At 51.0% G+C, this 16,295-nt stretch carries 15 protein-coding genes; 13 read left to right on the top strand and 2 right to left on the bottom strand.

Features of this window, described 5'->3' with window-relative positions; translation table 11 throughout:
* Nucleotides 1-10: 10 nt before the first annotated feature.
* The 6 genes from ACSVDI_RS12120 to ACSVDI_RS12145 all read left to right on the top strand — a co-directional run bounded on the left by ACSVDI_RS12120 (nt 11) and on the right by ACSVDI_RS12145 (nt 7,018).
* A complete protein-coding gene (locus tag ACSVDI_RS12120) occupies nt 11-1,624 on the top strand; it encodes a hypothetical protein (RefSeq protein ID WP_457943238.1) in 1,614 nt (537 codons plus the stop codon).
* Nucleotides 1,621-2,190 (top strand): hypothetical protein, encoded by a 570-nt coding sequence (locus ACSVDI_RS12125; RefSeq protein ID WP_457943239.1) that lies wholly within the window; start codon nt 1,621-1,623, stop codon nt 2,188-2,190. Before ACSVDI_RS12120 ends, ACSVDI_RS12125 begins: the two co-directional genes overlap by 4 nt.
* Nucleotides 2,187-2,921: a prepilin peptidase gene (locus ACSVDI_RS12130; RefSeq protein ID WP_457943240.1), complete on the top strand. Its 735-nt coding sequence runs from the start codon at nt 2,187-2,189 to the stop codon at nt 2,919-2,921. The genes ACSVDI_RS12125 and ACSVDI_RS12130 overlap by 4 nt, the downstream gene beginning before the upstream one ends.
* A 39-nt stretch (nt 2,922-2,960) precedes the next feature.
* The gene (locus ACSVDI_RS12135) at nt 2,961-4,628 is read left to right on the top strand and encodes a GspE/PulE family protein (RefSeq protein WP_457943242.1); all 1,668 of its coding nucleotides are present in this window, start codon (nt 2,961-2,963) and stop codon (nt 4,626-4,628) included.
* 68 nt (nt 4,629-4,696) lie between these two features.
* The gene (locus ACSVDI_RS12140) at nt 4,697-5,731 is read left to right on the top strand and encodes a type IV pilus twitching motility protein PilT (RefSeq protein WP_457943243.1); all 1,035 of its coding nucleotides are present in this window, start codon (nt 4,697-4,699) and stop codon (nt 5,729-5,731) included.
* Between the two features lie 42 nt (nt 5,732-5,773).
* Nucleotides 5,774-7,018 (top strand): type II secretion system F family protein, encoded by a 1,245-nt coding sequence (locus ACSVDI_RS12145; protein ID WP_457943245.1) that lies wholly within the window; start codon nt 5,774-5,776, stop codon nt 7,016-7,018.
* A 117-nt stretch (nt 7,019-7,135) separates the two neighbouring features.
* On the opposite strand, the gene ACSVDI_RS12150 is transcribed toward ACSVDI_RS12145, so the two are convergent.
* Nucleotides 7,136-7,315, bottom strand: a complete 180-nt coding sequence (locus ACSVDI_RS12150; protein WP_457943247.1) for a hypothetical protein — start codon at nt 7,313-7,315, stop codon at nt 7,136-7,138.
* Between the two features lie 194 nt (nt 7,316-7,509).
* Here ACSVDI_RS12150 and ACSVDI_RS12155 point away from each other — a divergent pair, with 194 nt between their 5' ends.
* The 5 genes from ACSVDI_RS12155 (at nt 7,510) to ACSVDI_RS12175 (ending at nt 13,652) form a co-directional block, all read left to right on the top strand.
* Nucleotides 7,510-8,010, top strand: coding sequence for a tRNA (cytidine(34)-2'-O)-methyltransferase (locus ACSVDI_RS12155; protein WP_457943248.1), 501 nt, complete (start codon nt 7,510-7,512; stop codon nt 8,008-8,010).
* Nucleotides 8,011-8,139: 129 nt separating this feature from the next.
* Entirely contained in the window at nt 8,140-9,333 is a 1,194-nt protein-coding gene (locus ACSVDI_RS12160) for a phosphoglycerate kinase (protein WP_457943249.1), read from the top strand.
* Nucleotides 9,334-9,472: 139 nt separating this feature from the next.
* Nucleotides 9,473-10,240, top strand: a complete 768-nt coding sequence (gene tpiA / locus ACSVDI_RS12165; RefSeq protein ID WP_457943251.1) for a triose-phosphate isomerase — start codon at nt 9,473-9,475, stop codon at nt 10,238-10,240.
* Between the two features lie 37 nt (nt 10,241-10,277).
* On the top strand, nt 10,278-11,789 hold the full coding sequence (gpmI, locus tag ACSVDI_RS12170) for a 2,3-bisphosphoglycerate-independent phosphoglycerate mutase (protein WP_457943252.1): 1,512 nt from the start codon (nt 10,278-10,280) through the stop codon (nt 11,787-11,789).
* 243 nt (nt 11,790-12,032) lie between these two features.
* Nucleotides 12,033-13,652 carry a peptide ABC transporter substrate-binding protein gene (locus tag ACSVDI_RS12175; RefSeq protein WP_457943254.1) on the top strand — a complete coding sequence of 540 codons (1,620 nt, stop codon included), beginning with the start codon at nt 12,033-12,035 and terminating at the stop codon, nt 13,650-13,652.
* A gap of 133 nt (nt 13,653-13,785) precedes the next feature.
* On the opposite strand, the gene ACSVDI_RS12180 is transcribed toward ACSVDI_RS12175, so the two are convergent.
* The gene (locus ACSVDI_RS12180; RefSeq protein WP_457943255.1) at nt 13,786-13,908 is read right to left on the bottom strand and encodes a hypothetical protein; all 123 of its coding nucleotides are present in this window, start codon (nt 13,906-13,908) and stop codon (nt 13,786-13,788) included.
* Nucleotides 13,909-14,332: 424 nt separating this feature from the next.
* Between ACSVDI_RS12180 and ACSVDI_RS12185 the strand changes: the two genes are divergently transcribed.
* Complete coding sequence (locus ACSVDI_RS12185; RefSeq protein ID WP_457943257.1) at nt 14,333-14,581, top strand: hypothetical protein; 249 nt, start codon at nt 14,333-14,335, stop codon at nt 14,579-14,581.
* 293 nt (nt 14,582-14,874) lie between these two features.
* A complete protein-coding gene (locus tag ACSVDI_RS12190; RefSeq protein ID WP_457943259.1) occupies nt 14,875-16,020 on the top strand; it encodes an LCP family protein in 1,146 nt (381 codons plus the stop codon).
* Nucleotides 16,021-16,295 lie beyond the last annotated feature (275 nt).

Consider the following 16,295-nt stretch of genomic DNA (forward strand, 5'->3'; position numbering starts at 1 on the left):
GTAGGCAATTTTGAAACTGATAATACTGCAGCTTTCCCGCGAAATTCTGTACCTAACCCCCGCAAAGAACGGGAACCGGGCCGCGTTCGACGCGCCGCGGATGTTCGAATTGCCGCAGCCTCTCCGTTCGGGCGGCGCACTGACAAATCTGCCTGCGTTTGCGGAGTTTGTAAAGCACTGCGTAAATTCCGGTGACTTCAATACGAACCATTGCATTGTGTGCCTGGAAGAGGAAAGCGTCATACGCAAGGAATATCAGCATCTGCCGTGCAAGCCAAAAAACCTGGTAGCATTTGCCCGGCTGGAGGCGGAAACCGTGCTTCCTGACGACGTGGAGGATTACCTGATTCAGAACCGCGAATACGGCTATGTAAACGGCCTGACCGGAAAGTTGACCGGAGTTTTGTTCGCCGTGCGAAGCGATTTGGTAACGGGAATTCGCAAGGCATTTTCCCACGTGGGATTAAAGGTTCATAAAATTGTTCCGCCCATGGGAGGGCTGCTTTCTGCCGCCGGAGCCTTGACCGGCACCGCCGGAAAAACCGTTGCGGTGCTGGATTTCAGCCTGGAAAAAACGCGGCTTCTGGTCATGCATGACAGACACCCCGTTTTTGAGCGTTCGTTTGAAGGCATTTTTGACGATTTGGTAGAAATTGTGCAAAAGGAGCGTTCCCTGCCGTTTCAAGAGGCGGTGGACGCAGCCTTTCACCTGAATATGAACACAGACGACGGCGAAGCCTCCCTCTCCCCCGAAACAATGCGGCATATTTCCACGCTTCTGGACGCAAGCGCGGACGAAGCCGCGCGGAACATCCGCATGGTGCTTTCCAGCGAACGCCTGGATTTAGACCGTATTCTTCTCTGCGGCCCCCTTGCATCCCTGCCGAATTACCGGGAATTCTGGAACTCCTTGGATTTGGATATTCCGCTGAGTGTTATCAATGCCACGGATGCCGGTGCCGTTCTTCCAAAGGCGGAGCCGCGGGCGCTCCGCACAGGCTTTGGCCCGGAAGCATTCTTTACGCTTGCGGGAATACTCCGCGCAAAAAGAAAAGACGACCTGGACTTTCTAAAAAATATTCGCTCGCAATCCGGTAGTACCGCGGCGCAGGTTACCGTGCTTGCGGTGCTGACCGCGCTTTCCATCGGCATTATGGCGCTGCAGCCGTTCTTGAATTTCATGAAAGCCAGACAGCTGGCACAGGATGAAAAAGACCTTTCCAACCCCGCTTATACTGAAATTCAACGTCTGAAAAATCAGGAGGACAAGCTATTCTCCGAAGTGGAACAGCAAAAATCGGACCGTGCAATGCTCCCTTACGGAAAAAGCAATTCCGAGGAAATCGTAAAGCAGATTCTGGAGCAGGTAACGGCAAAAGGCGGAACGGTGCTTTCCTGCACTGTGGATCAGACAAGTGGAAACGTATCCCTGACTTTTGCGGTTTCCAACTTTGAGACCTATCTTTCCATCAAGCACAACATCGAATCCAACGGCTTTTTCACCATTGCAGTTCCATTCAGCGCCGTTGTGCAGACTGCTGGCAGCTATCAGTGCAGTGTAACGCTGAGCCCTAAAAATTACACGGCGTGGAAAACTTCCGGGAAAGGCGGTGCCGCTCCATGAAAAATCAAAAGATTTCAGGTGTACTGATTTACCTATTGGTGCTTGTGTTGGTGCTATTGGTCTATTTTTACGCGGTTTATACTCCCCTTTCCGTCTCTGCGGTACAAATGGACAGCCAGCACGCTCAGAATGCGGCGCAAATTCAGCTTTATGACAGCCTTCTCAGCAGAAAAGCGGAGTTACAAGAGAAGATCGATCGTCTTCAGGCGAAAGTGGATTCCAACCAAAAAAAGGCCCCCATCCCCGGAGAAAAAGCAGCGGAGGACGTGTCCGCAGCATGTGCCTTGGCAGGGGTCTCGCTTTTGAAGGTGGAAGCCGGAGAAGCCACCGCCGTAGCGGGAAGTGTCGCTTCCGACCACAAACAGCTTTACACTGTACCCGTTACCGTGTCCACCGCATGCTCGGGCGAGCAGCTGTTAAAACTGCTGAATTATTTTGAAAAGCAGTCCTCCGGCGCTTATTATGTAAATCAAATCAAGTATGTACCGGGTACTGACCAGTCCGTTCTTACAACGGAGCTTTCCCTTTCCCTGTACTACTTCGGCCCCGCGGCAAAAAGCACATGAACGCGGGGGTTGGCATTCTTTGCACTGCCGCAGCGGTCGCAGCGGGGGCGGTCGGCACCATGATTTTTAACGCCGTGCCGGCACGGTGGCTGTGCGACTACGGGGAACAGCCGAGGAAAGAGTTGCAACAGAAGCGGATTTTTCTGTTCCCGCACGGTGCAGTTCTGGCGGTCCTATTCGCCGTCTTTTTCCTTTTGTCTTTTCGGCAGTACGGGAATCAGATTCGATTTTGGGCGGCGGCAGGTACTTCTATTCCACTTGCGCTGACCGGCATTGCCGACCTGAAATATCGCATTATCCCCGATGAATTCGTGTTCTGCTTATTTATTACGGGGCTTGTTTTTCACGGCGGCGAATGGGTGGGCAATGGTTTTCACCCCGCTGCGCTGATTTCACCGCTCGCCGGAGCGGCGGCGGGCGCGGCCCTAATGCTCCTGATGGGACTTTTGGGTCGGTGTCTCTACCATAGAGATGCCATGGGATTCGGTGATGTGAAGCTGTTTGCTGCCGCGGGATTTTTCACCGGCATTTCAATGATCGTTCCCTTTTATCTTATTGCGGTATTTCTCGCGTTCTTTCATATTTTATTTCTATTCGCTGCACACAAAATGCCGGAAGACCGCTATTTTCCATTTGGTTTTTCCATATGTCTCGCGCTCATGTTTTTTCTGGCCTTTTCCGGTCAGATTTCGGAATTCATCGCATGGTACTTTTCCTTGCTGAACCTGTAAAGTACTGGAAATACGATCCGCAAAAGGGGGGCCTTTTGGATGAAAATCACAAATTTTAAGCTTGGTCAGATTCTAATCGACTCCGGGGTACTGTCGGAAGAACAGCTTCAGCAGGCCCTTGCCCGTCAGAAAAACACGAATAAACGTCTGGGTGAAATTCTGGTGGCCAACCATTTTTTGACGGAAATGCAGATTATCCGTTCGTTAGAACGGCAGCTTGCGATTCCATACTTGGATCTTTCATCCGTCAGTGTGGACCCCACGCTTTCCACACTGGTACCGGAAGAACTGGCGCGTTCCAACCATATTGTCCCGGTAAAGCGGGATGGCAGCGTTTTAACCATTGCAGTGGAAGACCCGCTGGATTACAATGGTATTAACGATATTGGAATCTATACCAGGCTAAAAATCAGCCCGGTCATCGCAGAGCGGGAAAAAATCGAAACGAAAATCCGGGAACTATACACCACACAAAAGGCGTTTGCCGCCGCTAAGGAACTTTCGTCCCAGCAGCAGGAAGTGCAGGCGGAAAACGCCGCCGGAAACGACCAGCCGATCATCCGGTTTGTCAACAACATGATCGAGCAGGCTGTGGTGCTCAAAGCCAGCGATATTCACATTGAGCCACTGGAAAAATCCATGCAGATCCGCTTCCGCGTAGACGGCCGTTTGATGCTTTACATGGAAACCAGCGCCGAACTCCTTCCCTCGGTAGTATCGCGTATTAAATTCATCGGCGGCATGAACATTGCGGAAAAGCGCATTCCGCAGGATGGACGCATCAACTATAAAATCGGAGCAAAGGAAATTGACATGAGAATCTCCGTTCTGCCCTGCGTGTACGGGGAAAAAGTGGTCATCCGAATCACCACGGCGCTCGGATTTTCACTGGTCAAGGAAGACATTGGTTTTCTGCCGGAAAATCTGGAAAAATTCAATTCCATGCTGCGCAACAACCACGGAATTATCCTGCTGAGCGGCCCGACCGGCAGCGGAAAAAGCACAACACTTTACACCGCATTGAAAGAAATCATGCGGGAAGACATTAATATTGTAACGGCGGAAAACCCGGTGGAAATGATTCTGCCCGGCATTACACAGGTGGAGGTCAACCCCAAAGCCGGTCTTACGTTCGCTTCCGTGCTCCGCTCCATTCTGCGGCAGGACCCGGATGTCATTATGATTGGCGAAATCCGTGATACGGAAACTGCCCGGATTGCGGCCAGCGCCGCCATTACGGGGCATTTGGTGCTTTCCACGCTGCACACCTACGACGCGCCGAGCTCCATTCTCCGCCTAATCGACATGGGCGTGGAGCCTTACATGGTTTCCGCTGCCATGCTTGGGGTGATTGCACAGCGCCTTGTGCGGAAGCTTTGCCCGCACTGCCGGGAAGCGTATTTGGCGGACGATAACGAGTTGGAACTGCTGGGGCTGGAAAAAGGAACCCGGCAGACCCTTTACCGCGCGAAGGGCTGTAATTTCTGCAGTCACCGCGGCTACCTGGGCCGCACCGCCATTCACGAAGTAATGCCGGTGACCCCTGCGATTAAGGACTGCATCAGCCACAGCAAAAATGTGGACGAGGTACGGGCCGTCGCGCGGCGGGAAGGTATGATCACCCTGAGTGAAAACCTGCGCCGCATCGTTCTGGACGGAACAACCTCTATGGAAGAAATGGTAGAAGTCAGCAATCTTCAGGAATAAGCCTTTTCCATTAGAATTTACGGAGTAATCATTGCTGAAACGATCTTGGAACAATAAGGATGGACAAAATGGAATTTATCGAGTTAATCAAAGGCGGCGTCGCGGCACACGCGTCGGACATTCACCTTGCGGCAAACAATCGCCCGGCGTACCGAATCAACGGAAGCATGTGCTTTTTGGACGCACCTGTTCTAACTTCCGCCGAAGTGGAAGACATGATCCACCATTGCCTAAGCGACGAAAAATACGAAACCTTCCGCAAAACAGGCGACATGGACGCCTCCGCACAAATTCCAGGCTGCGGGCGGTTCCGCGTTAATGCCATGCGGCAGACGCGCGGCGCCACGCTGGTGCTCCGTATTATCAATGCGGTCACCCCGGAAATTGCTTCGCTGGGACTGCCCCAGTCGATTGAACGCGTGTTGGAGCTGAAGGAAGGGCTGGTGCTGGTAACCGGGCCGACTGGAAGCGGCAAATCCACCACGCTGGCCGCCATTATTCACGAATTTAATAAAACGCGGTCCAGCCACATTATTACGATCGAAGACCCCATCGAATATTTGCATGAACCCATTCACTGCCTCATTAACCAAAGGGAAATCGGGGAGGACAGCGTTTCTTATGCACGGGCACTGAAAGCCGCGCTGCGCGAGGACCCTGACATCATTTTGGTTGGGGAGATGCGGGACCTGGAGTCCATCTCCATCGCGGTTACCGCGGCAGAAACCGGGCATCTGGTGCTGTCCACACTGCACACCATCGGCGCGGCAAAGACCATTGACCGGTTGATCGACGTATTTCCACCGGAGCAGCAGCAGCAAATCCGCGCGCAGCTCTCCCTGGTGCTGAAAAGTGTGATTTCCCAGCGCCTGCTGCCCACCGCGGATGGAAAAGGACGCGCGGCGGCGTTTGAGATGATGTTTGTCAACTCCGCCATCAGCAACCTCATTCGCGAAGGGCGCACTGCCAACATCAGCCAGTCCATTCAGACCGGCATGAGCCAGGGCATGATTACGTTGGAAAAGAGCATTGACGAGCTGCTCCGGCGCGGGATCATCACGCCGCAGACCGCGTCGGAATACAACATCGACCTCAATCGATAAATCCGCAGGCATTTCTTTTCACTTGGAAGGGAGGTACGCCTTTTGCAGTATTTTTATACGGCGGTCAACACAAAAAACCGGAAGATGCGCGGGCAAATCAGTGCAGAAAACAAGGCGCAGGCCATTACCCTGCTGCAGGAACAGCAGCTGACTGCAGTTGAGCTGACCGCCCTGCTGGAAAAGAATTACCAGCCGACTTCCATCTGGCAGACGGAAGTCGGCTCATCCGATATTCATAAGGCAAAAATACCGAAAAAAAAGCTGCTCGCCATAATGCACCAGATGGGCATTATGATGAAAGCGGGCGTTTCCCTTTCTATGGCAATGGGTGTACTCATCAGCGGGGAGCACGATAAAAAGATTAAAAAAATATTGACAGAGATGAATGACGACCTTTACATCGGCACGCCGATTTCCGCCGCAATGGCTAAGTTCCGGGCTTTTCCGGAAATCATCGTCCATATCATCCAGTCCGGTGAGGCAAACGGACGGCTGGATACCGCCTTTGAGCGCTGCGCCGGAATTTTGGAAAAGGAAATCGCACTGACTTCCAAATTGCGCGGCGCAATGGGCTACCCCATCTTTCTGCTGGTTCTCACCCTCGCGTTAAGTGTCATTATGAACGCAGTGGTACTGCCCAGCTTTGAACAGGTATTTCTCCAGTTTGGTGCCGACCTGCCTGCTTTGACCCGCTTTGTCATGGCCGTTTCAAACTTTATTGTAACGCGTTGGTATTGGATTCTGATTGCCGTTTTTCTGGTGATTCTTTCCTACCGCCTGTTAAAGAAATACAACCGGGCGTTTTCCATCGCCACCGACCGCATGAAGCTGCGCATTCCCGGAATCGGCCCCCTTCTGCGCCAATCCTATATTGCACGCTTCTGCCGTATTATGTCCTCCCTGGTGGAAGCCGGTGTGGAAATCGTGCGCGCGATTGAAATTTCCCGCAATGTGATTCCGAACCGCTATTTAAAGGAAGAGCTGACCCAGGTTGCCGCCGAGGTTAAGATGGGTTCTTCCATCCACGCTTCCATGGCAAAATTCCCCGTTTTTGACGCGCTGCTCGTGTCCATGGTTCAGGTTGGGGAGGAGTCCGGCATGCTGTTCGAAACGCTGGATAAAATGGCAGGACTGTACGAAGAGCAGACGGACGCTTCCACCAAGAAACTGACCTCCATGCTCGAGCCGGCCATGACAATTCTCATCGCAGTGATTGTCGGAACCGTGGTGATTTCCATTGTGATGCCCATGTTCCATATGTACAGTGTCATTGCCAGCGGAAAATAGTTCACCGGAACCTGCGCAGGTTGTGGATGCCGCACTGCCGTAATTATAACTTTTTCGCAAAAAACGAATCGGCGGGGGCCTCCCCGCCGATTTGCCTCAACTGATCGAACCTTCCGCTTAGCGAATGATTTCCCCGACGTTATCAATCACATCGGTAACGGCCTGAACCGCTTTATTCGCATTCTTACGGAAACGTTTATTGGACTTCATCATGGATACGGTTGCCGCAGAAACGGCCGCGCCGGTTAAAATCCCGATGCCGATTCCACGAATCAACCCCATTTTTGCTTTGCTCATTGTGGTAACCATCCTTTCGCTGCAAGCTGAAAGTTTTGACCTTTCCCTTCCGAATCGGGTCGGTCGGTTTGAAAATTCGATTGTTTCAAACCGATTTCCCTAATCGATCAAACTAAGGTCTTTACATAGGGTTCCCGACGGATTCCCGTTTATTTGAGAAAAATAATTCCAATAATAAAGGAGCTTATTCGTACATGTCTACCCTGAATATCGTAATGGTTGAACCGGAAATTCCACAAAATACCGGCAACGTGGCGCGCACCTGCGCCCTGACCGGCGCCCGCCTTCATCTGGTGGGGCCGATGGGCTTTCAAATTGACGACCGAAAGCTGAAACGCGCCGGGCTCGATTACTGGCATTTGCTGGATATCACTTATTATGACAGTCTTCCCGAATTTTTTGAAAAAAACTCGGGAAACTTTTATTACTTCACCACCAAAGCAAGACACATTCATTCCGAAATCTCTTACCCGGACAACTGCTACCTGGTATTCGGGAAAGAAACCGCCGGTCTGCCGGAATCACTGCTTCACGATAACCCGGACACCTGCGTGCGGATTCCCATGCTCAACCATCCCGACGCACGCAGCCTGAACCTGTCCAATTCCGTGGCCATCGGCGTGTATGAAGTACTGCGCCAGTGGAATTATCCGGAGCTTCTCTGCGAGGGGCAGCTGCGCAATTACAAATGGTGATCTTTTTCACAAAGTGCTTTTCATCGCATGAAACCGGGACCCGACAGCTTGAAATGCGGAATATTTTAGTGTATAATGTCAAAGGTTAAACAAAGATTTCCATTTCATCATTATAAAGGAGTGCAAATCATGAATTATCTCAACAAAAAGACCGTGGAGGACATTGATGTTGCGGGAAAACGCGTGCTCGTTCGCTGCGACTTCAACGTTCCGTTCGACGGGGAAGGAAACATTTCCGACCCGAAGCGCATCAATGAGGCGTTAAAAACGATCAAATACTTGATCGATCATAAAGCAAAGGTCATCCTTTGCTCACACCTCGGCCGGCCGAAGGGTGAATTCAACATGAAGTATTCCCTTGCACCGGTTGCCAAATACCTTTCCCAGGCGCTGGGTCAGGAAGTAAAAATGGCTACCGACGTAATCGGCGAAAGCGCAAAGAGCATTGCCGCCTCCCTGAAGGACGGCGAAGTCGAACTCATTGAGAACGTCCGCTTCCATAAAGAAGAGGAAAAGAACGACCCTGAGTTCTCCAAACAGCTCGCCTCCCTTGCTGAGATTTATGTCAACGATGCATTCGGAACGGCGCACCGCGCGCACGCTTCCACCGCCGGCGTTGCAAATTACCTGCCCGCTGTGTGCGGCTACCTGATTCAGAAGGAAATCACCATCATGGGCAACGCCCTGAACAACCCGAAGCGCCCGTTTGTTGCGATTCTGGGCGGCGCGAAGGTTTCCGATAAAATCGGTGTAATCAACAACCTGCTGGAAAAGGTTGATACCCTGATCATCGGCGGCGGCATGGCTTACACCTTCATGAACGCACTCGGTTATTCCATCGGCACTTCCATCTGTGAAAGCGACAAGGTGGAACTGGCGAAGGATATGATGGCTAAGGCAAAGGAAAAGGGCGTAAAGTTCCTGATCCCGGTCGACAACATGGTTGCCACCGAATACAAACCGGACGCCGAGCACAAACTGGTTGACTCCGACCGAATTCCGGACGGCTGGATGGGCCTGGATATTGGACCCAAGACCGCTGCACTGTTCGCAGACGCGATCAAAGGCTCCGGCACGGTAGTTTGGAACGGCCCGATGGGCGTTTCCGAATGGGAGAACTTTGCTGCCGGCACCATTGCCGTTGCGAAAGCAGTTGCAGAAAGCGGCGCAATTTCCATCATCGGCGGCGGCGACTCCGCTGCTGCGGTTGAAAAGCTCGGCTTTGCTGACAAGATGACCCATATCTCCACAGGCGGCGGCGCTTCCCTCGAATTCCTCGAAGGTCTGGAACTGCCCGGAATTGCCTGTCTGAACGACAAATAAGCAGGCTTCGCCTGTTTTCGCAAATGCGGCAGCACTGCTGCCGCATTTCAACTATTACGAAAGCCCGTTTGCGTTCGGCGGCAGCGGGCCTGCAAAATCCGACGAAACTTGAACCGGAAGCGAAAGGATGGTACCTATCATGAACAAAAACCTGAGAAAAGCCGTCATTGCCGGCAACTGGAAAATGAATAAAACCCCCGCAGAGGCAAAAGAATTGATTGAAGGCATTAAGCCGCTGGTAAAAGATGCAGACTGCGACGTTGTCGTTTGTGTTCCTTATGTGGACCTGAGCGTTGCACTCGAAGCCACCAAAGGTACCAACATCGGCGTTGGTGCAGAAAACTGCCACTGGGAAAAGAGCGGTGCATTTACCGGCGAAATTTCTGCCGACATGCTGACCTCCATGGGCGTACAGTATGTTATCATCGGCCACAGCGAACGCAGAACCTATTTTGGTGAAACCGATGTGACGGTAAACAAGCGTGTGCGTGCGGCACTGGACAGCGGCCTGAACGTGATCCTCTGCGTTGGCGAATATCTGGAACAGCGCGAACAGGGCATTACCGCGGAATTGGTTTCCATGCAGACCAAAATCGCCCTCGGCGGTGTTTCCAAAGAAGAACTTAAAAAGATCATCATCGCCTATGAGCCGGTCTGGGCCATTGGCACCGGAAAAACCGCAACCGCGGAGCAGGCCAACGAAGTCTGTGCTGTCATCCGCGAGACCGTAAAGGATCTTTACGACGCCGCTGCGGCAGAAGGCCTCACCATTCAGTACGGCGGTTCCATGAACGCCAAAAATGCAAAAGAACTGCTTGACCAGCCCGACGTAGACGGCGGTCTGATTGGCGGCGCTTCCCTAAAACCCGCTGACTTTGCAGAAATCGTAAAAGCAGCCAGCCGCTAAAATAAACCAATCACAATCCACAACAGGAGAAAATCAGATGAAGAAACCTTTGATCCTTATGATTCTGGACGGATTCGGAATCGGCACGGAGTACGGCAACGCCATTAAATCCGCAAACAAACCGAACCTCGACCGGATTTTTTCAAGCAACCCCATTACACAAATCGGCGCTTCCGGCATGGACGTGGGTCTTCCGGACGGGCAGATGGGCAACTCCGAAGTTGGCCACACCAACATCGGCGCGGGCCGCATTGTCTATCAGGAACTGACCCGCATTACTAAGGCGGTGCAGGACGGCGACTTTTTTGAAAATCCGGCGCTCCTGTCCGCAGTTCAAAACGCGAAGGAGCACGACTCTGCACTGCACCTGATCGGCCTTCTTTCCTCCGGCGGCGTGCACAGCCACAATACCCACCTGTATGCGCTGGTGGAACTGGCCAAACGCCAGGGCCTGAAAAAGGTTTATATTCATGCCCTGCTGGACGGCCGCGACGTACCCCCTTCTTCCGGCGTAGACTTTGTCAAGGAGTGCCAGGACAAGCTGAATGAAATCGGCGTAGGCAAAATTGCAACCGTAATGGGCCGCTATTATGCAATGGACCGTGACAACCGCTGGGAGCGTGTCGAGAAAGCTTATGCCGCCATGGTTTATGGAGAAGGCATCCAGAACAGCGACCCGGTGAAAGCCGTAGAGCTTTCCTACCGTGACGAAGTAACTGATGAATTCGTCGTGCCGACCGTCTGCGACAAAGAAGGAACGGTTAAAGCGAATGATTCCGTTATTTTCTTTAATTTCCGCCCCGACCGTGCCCGTGAAATCACCCGCACATTCGTCGATCCGGAATTTAAGGGATTTGAGCGCAAAAACGGCTTCTTCCCGCTCACTTATATCTGCATGACGCAGTATGACGCGACCATGCCGAATGTACAGGTGGCATTTAAGCCCCAGTCTTTGGAAAACACCTTTGGCGAATACGTTTCCAAAAACGGCTTGACCCAGCTGCGCATTGCGGAAACAGAAAAGTACGCGCACGTAACGTTCTTCTTCAACGGCGGCGTGGAAAAGCAGTTCCCAGGCGAGGACCGCGTTCTGGTCAATTCCCCCAAGGTTGCGACTTACGACCTGAAGCCGGAAATGAGCGCTTATGAAGTCACCGACAACGTGGTAGAGCGCATTGAAAGCGGCAAGTACGACGTGATTATTCTGAACTTCGCCAACTGCGACATGGTCGGCCACACCGGCGTGTTCGACGCGGCGAAAGCGGCGGTAGAAGCCGTGGACAAGTGCGTTGGCCGCGTAATCGACGCCATTCAGAAGATGAACGGCGTGGCACTGATTACCGCCGACCACGGTAATGCGGACAAAATGTACGAGGATGACGGCTCTCCGTTTACCGCACACACCACCAATCCGGTTCCGTTCTGTGTCGTCGGGTATCCCTGCAAGCTGCGAGAAGGCGGCAAGCTGGCGGACATTGCACCGACCATGCTGAAAATCATGAATCTTCCCCAGCCGAAGGAAATGACCGGCACCAGCATTATCGAATAAATCCGAGACGGTTCCGCGGGCTGCTTCAAGCGAAGCAGCCCGCTTTTTTCATTCCATGTCCCATCGCATTGGGAAGAATCTTCCTCCTTTCTTTTCACCAGAACGACTGATAATTCCGCTGATCTGTACATAAATTAAGGATGCCATGCGAGAGGATTTTTCCCTTTCGGCTGTTTCATTGCAATCGCATGGAAAAAATGATAAAATAAAACGCATGTGATGATACATAGAGGTGATTCCCCAATGAAGAGGTTTACGGCGGTTCTTCTCTGCCTTACAATACTGTTTGCTTTATTTTCCTTTTCGGCGTGCGGAAAAAAAGAAGCGCCCAACGCCAACAAATCCATTGCGTTTCAGCTGGAAGCGGAGCCGAAAACGCTCGATCCGCAAATTGCTTCCGATTCCTCCTCCATTCTGGCGGTCGAGGCACTTTTCGAGGGACTGGTGCGTTTGGACGCCAACCAGAAGCCTTACCCGGGCGTAGCGGAAAAATGGGAAAGCAACGCGGATCACACCGTGTTTACGTTTACCCTGCGCAGCAATGCGAAGTGGTCGGACAAGGAAACTCCCGTTACGGCGAATGATTTTGTTTATGCATTCCAGCGTGCCCTGCTGCCCGAAACCGGGTCAAAAACGAATTCTTCCATGTTCTGCATGAAAAATGCGAAAGAGGTAAATTCGGGCAAACTGCCGGCCAGCCAGCTTGGTGTCACGGCAAAAGACGCCCACACACTGGTAGTTCAGCTGAATTATTCCTACCCCGATTTTCCATCCCTGACCGCTTCTGCGGTCTTCATGCCCTGCAATCAGAAATTTTTTGAAAGCACACAGGGACGCTACGGGCTGGAACGAAAATATTTGCTTGGGAACGGGCCTTTCGTAATCGATGGAAAATACGGATGGGATCACGGGAATAATTTGAATCTGGTCCGCTCTTCCTCCTATTCCGGTTACCGCACTCCCCTGCCCTCCACCCTGAAATTTAGCATTGCCAACAAAGATAACGCCATCACCGACCCGGTGGCTGCCTTAAAAAGCGGAACAGTCGACGCAATCGCGGTTTCCGCCTCGGATGCCCAGCGGGCTAAAGAAATCGGTTGTACGCTGACTTCCTTTGAAGATACGACCTGGGGACTTTGCTTTAACACACAGTCCGACGTGATGAAAAGCAAAAACATTCGAAAGGCTTTTCTCCAGTCCATTAACCGGACGTCCGTTCTGAAGCATCTTCCGGAACACGTGACGGCGGCAGAAAATATTATTCCTCCGTTCACCACACTGAACGGTCAGAATTACCGCTCCCTTGCGGGCGGTCCATTTTACCTGAAGCAGCTGAAAAACGTTTCCTCGCTGATTTCCGCCGGCCTGAACGAGCTTTCCCTTCCGGAGCTGAAAAGCCTAAGCGTGCTCTGCCCGGATGATGCGAATGTAAAACTAATGCTGAATGAAATGCTGGCATCCTGGAACAGTGAATTCAATAATTACTTCAATATTAACCCGATGGATGAAGCGGCGCTGACTTCACGCGTTCAATCCGGGGATTTTCAGGTTGCTTTATGCCCGGTCCGCGCGGAAAGCAGTGGTCCGTTGGCGTTCCTGTCCCTGTTTAAGAGCGGTGAAATTCAAAATCCGGCAAAAATGACGGATGCCACCTATGACGCACTGCTGACCAAAGCACAGAATCTTTCCGGCAGCGCGGCGGCTCCCGCCCTGGCAACTGCGGAAAAGTATCTGAACGAACAGGCGGTTTTCTATCCGCTCTATTATGAAAAGCATTACTATGCCTGCGCAAAAGGGGTGACCGGTATCGTGTTCCACCCTTATGGCACGGGAATTGATTTTATTCAGGCAGGAAAAGATTAATTTTCCATTTATAATTCATAACACAAGAGGGCAGTACCAAATGAGTAAAACTCATTTGGTACTGCCCTCTTGTCATTGCCGTTATTTGTCCCTTTTCTCAACCAAAGCAGAATCCGACTTTGAAGCTGAAATTTCAATATAAAGCGGCTAGCAAAGTGCCGCCGATAATCACCAGGACAATCAGCAGCGCAACAATCTGCACAATCAGCCTGCGGCCATCGACGTGATGACGCCCCGGCTTGTTTTGAGATTTCATTTTTATGATCATCCTTTCGGTGCAAGCCGGAAGCTTTGGCGGTACGCCTAATTCCGTCCTGCTTTTCGCGGAAAAAATCGAATTTCCCTTGGACAGGGGTTGCTTCTATTATAACAGGCATGTCATTAAAGTCAATGACCGAAAAAGCGCGAAAATTGGCAGCTGCGTTTGAAAAAATTTAAAATTCAGTCTACAAAAAAGCACCATAATCGACAGAATTAGTCACGTATTTTCTTATTTTTACATCAAAATGTTGACTTATTATTATTTTCAAACTATAATGAGATTCAGAAGCGGTTGGGATATTTTACCTGACCGAAATTTGCCGTATAACACGCGCAGCGTTCTGCAAACGAATTTTCATATTGGAATCACGTGCTCCCATACGACAGATCCCACGCATTCAGAAGAAAGGCAGATACATATGAGTGAAAGGTTGATAGACCATATAGCTGAGAAAAGCGGACTCTATGTTTCCGACCTGCTGCTTGCAAAAAACAGTGCCGAGATTATCCGGATTGTAAGTTCGGTAAATCCGGAGGATTTTACGGTGGATGACTGGAGCGCGAGCTTATCGTATCTATGCCAGCGACACCTCCATTTTGCAACAGCCGCCGCAGCAAAGGACTATTATCTGAAAAGTCTGCTTAACAATTTAATGAACTGCTGCTGAAACAGCTGTCACTTGGCCGGCAGAACGCCGGCCTTTTTATTTTGCAATCTAAAATTAAAAACATCCTTCAAATAAGTTACAAAAATGCCATAAGTTTACATAACTGTTGACAGATGATTCATTTTGCAATAAAATGATACTGCTTTTTGTATCAATTTGCTTTTATTACAATTTGGTCACGTTATGTTGTAAAAGAATGGTACCAAAAATTCTGTTTCCCAATAAAACCGGCTTCCGTGCGAAACCGGCTTTCAAAAAACCGTCTTTAATGCACGGAGAAATGGTGACTGAACATGGACAAACGAAACGGCAAAAACCGGCCGCAGCGGGATCTATATTCCAACTCCCGGCCGCAAAATACCCGCCGCCGGGCCACATATGACACAGAGGAATTCGACCGTTACAACTATGTGGATCGGCAGCCTTATCGCAGCCGCAGCGCGGCTGCACAGGATGCTTCCCGCTACCGCACAAAAAAGCGCAGAAAAAAAGGCGGAGGCCTGAAAAAGTTTTTTATCGGATTCATGTCCATCCTACTGGTCGTTGCTATCGGCGTAATCGGCTACGCAGTGTTAATGGCTTCTCGGCTTGACCGTTCTGGGGACGACAACACAGAAAAATACGTGCAGCAACCAAAAGCAGCGCCGACCTGGAGCGTGATCTCCGACAAAAATATTACTAATATTCTGCTGATTGGAATCGACAAAAACGAGGACGGCTCGGACGGGCGTTCCGACACCAATATGCTGATTTCCATTGACAACAACACCAAAACGCTTCGTCTGGTGTCTTTCCTGCGCGACAGCTACCTGGAAATTCCAACGGTTGGGAAAGCCAAGCTGAACGCGGCTTTTGCCCATGGCGGGGCCGCCCTGACCATGCAGACATTGGAAAACAACTACCGTATTAATATTGATAAATACATTTCCATCAACAGCGACAATTTCGCGACTCTCATTGATAAAATGGGCGGGCTTGATATTAACATGGACAAGGCTGTCTGCGAGGCGGAAAACCGGAATATGGGCAGCAATCTGAAACCGGGCGTAAACCACCTGAACGGCAAGCTTGCGCTGTATTACGCGCGAATCCGTGAAATTGACGATGACTTCGGCCGCACTGGGCGTCAGCGTGAAGTGGTAGAACTGATGATTAAAAAGATGAAATCCATGAATCCGCTGGAAGTCAACAAAATTATGTACGACTATCTCCCGTATGTAAAAACCAACCTGACCGACGCCGAGCTGTTGTACCTTGCCTCCATAGCAGGACCGGTTTCAAACTACCCGATGAAAACCATGCATGTGCCAAACACCGGAACCTATGAGGACAAAACCGTTAAAGGGGTCGGCGCAGTGTTGGTGCCCGACCTGACGAAAAACAGTGCCCTGCTCCGGGAATTCCTTTACGGGCAAACCGGGGACACCGAATCCAACTGAATTTTCTGTGAGCCTCCGCCTGCAATGAGCGGAGGCTCATTTTAATCCTGCGAAACCTTGGTAAGTACCGCAAAAAGCCACAAAAACTCAGTCTTTGTGACCGGGTAAGGGTATTTTTGCCTTTTCTTCTGTTATATTAAATGATATAATAAATAAGTTAATCTTTACCCGGTGATTTAGCCGTTTTTCAGGCGCTTGGGAAAATCATTTTTCATCACTTATCCTGCGAATGGACAAGCGGTCCTGAAAAAAGCTGATTTTCCCTTACGGGAATC

It is taken from the genome of Caproiciproducens sp. LBM24188 (genome assembly GCF_054130445.1).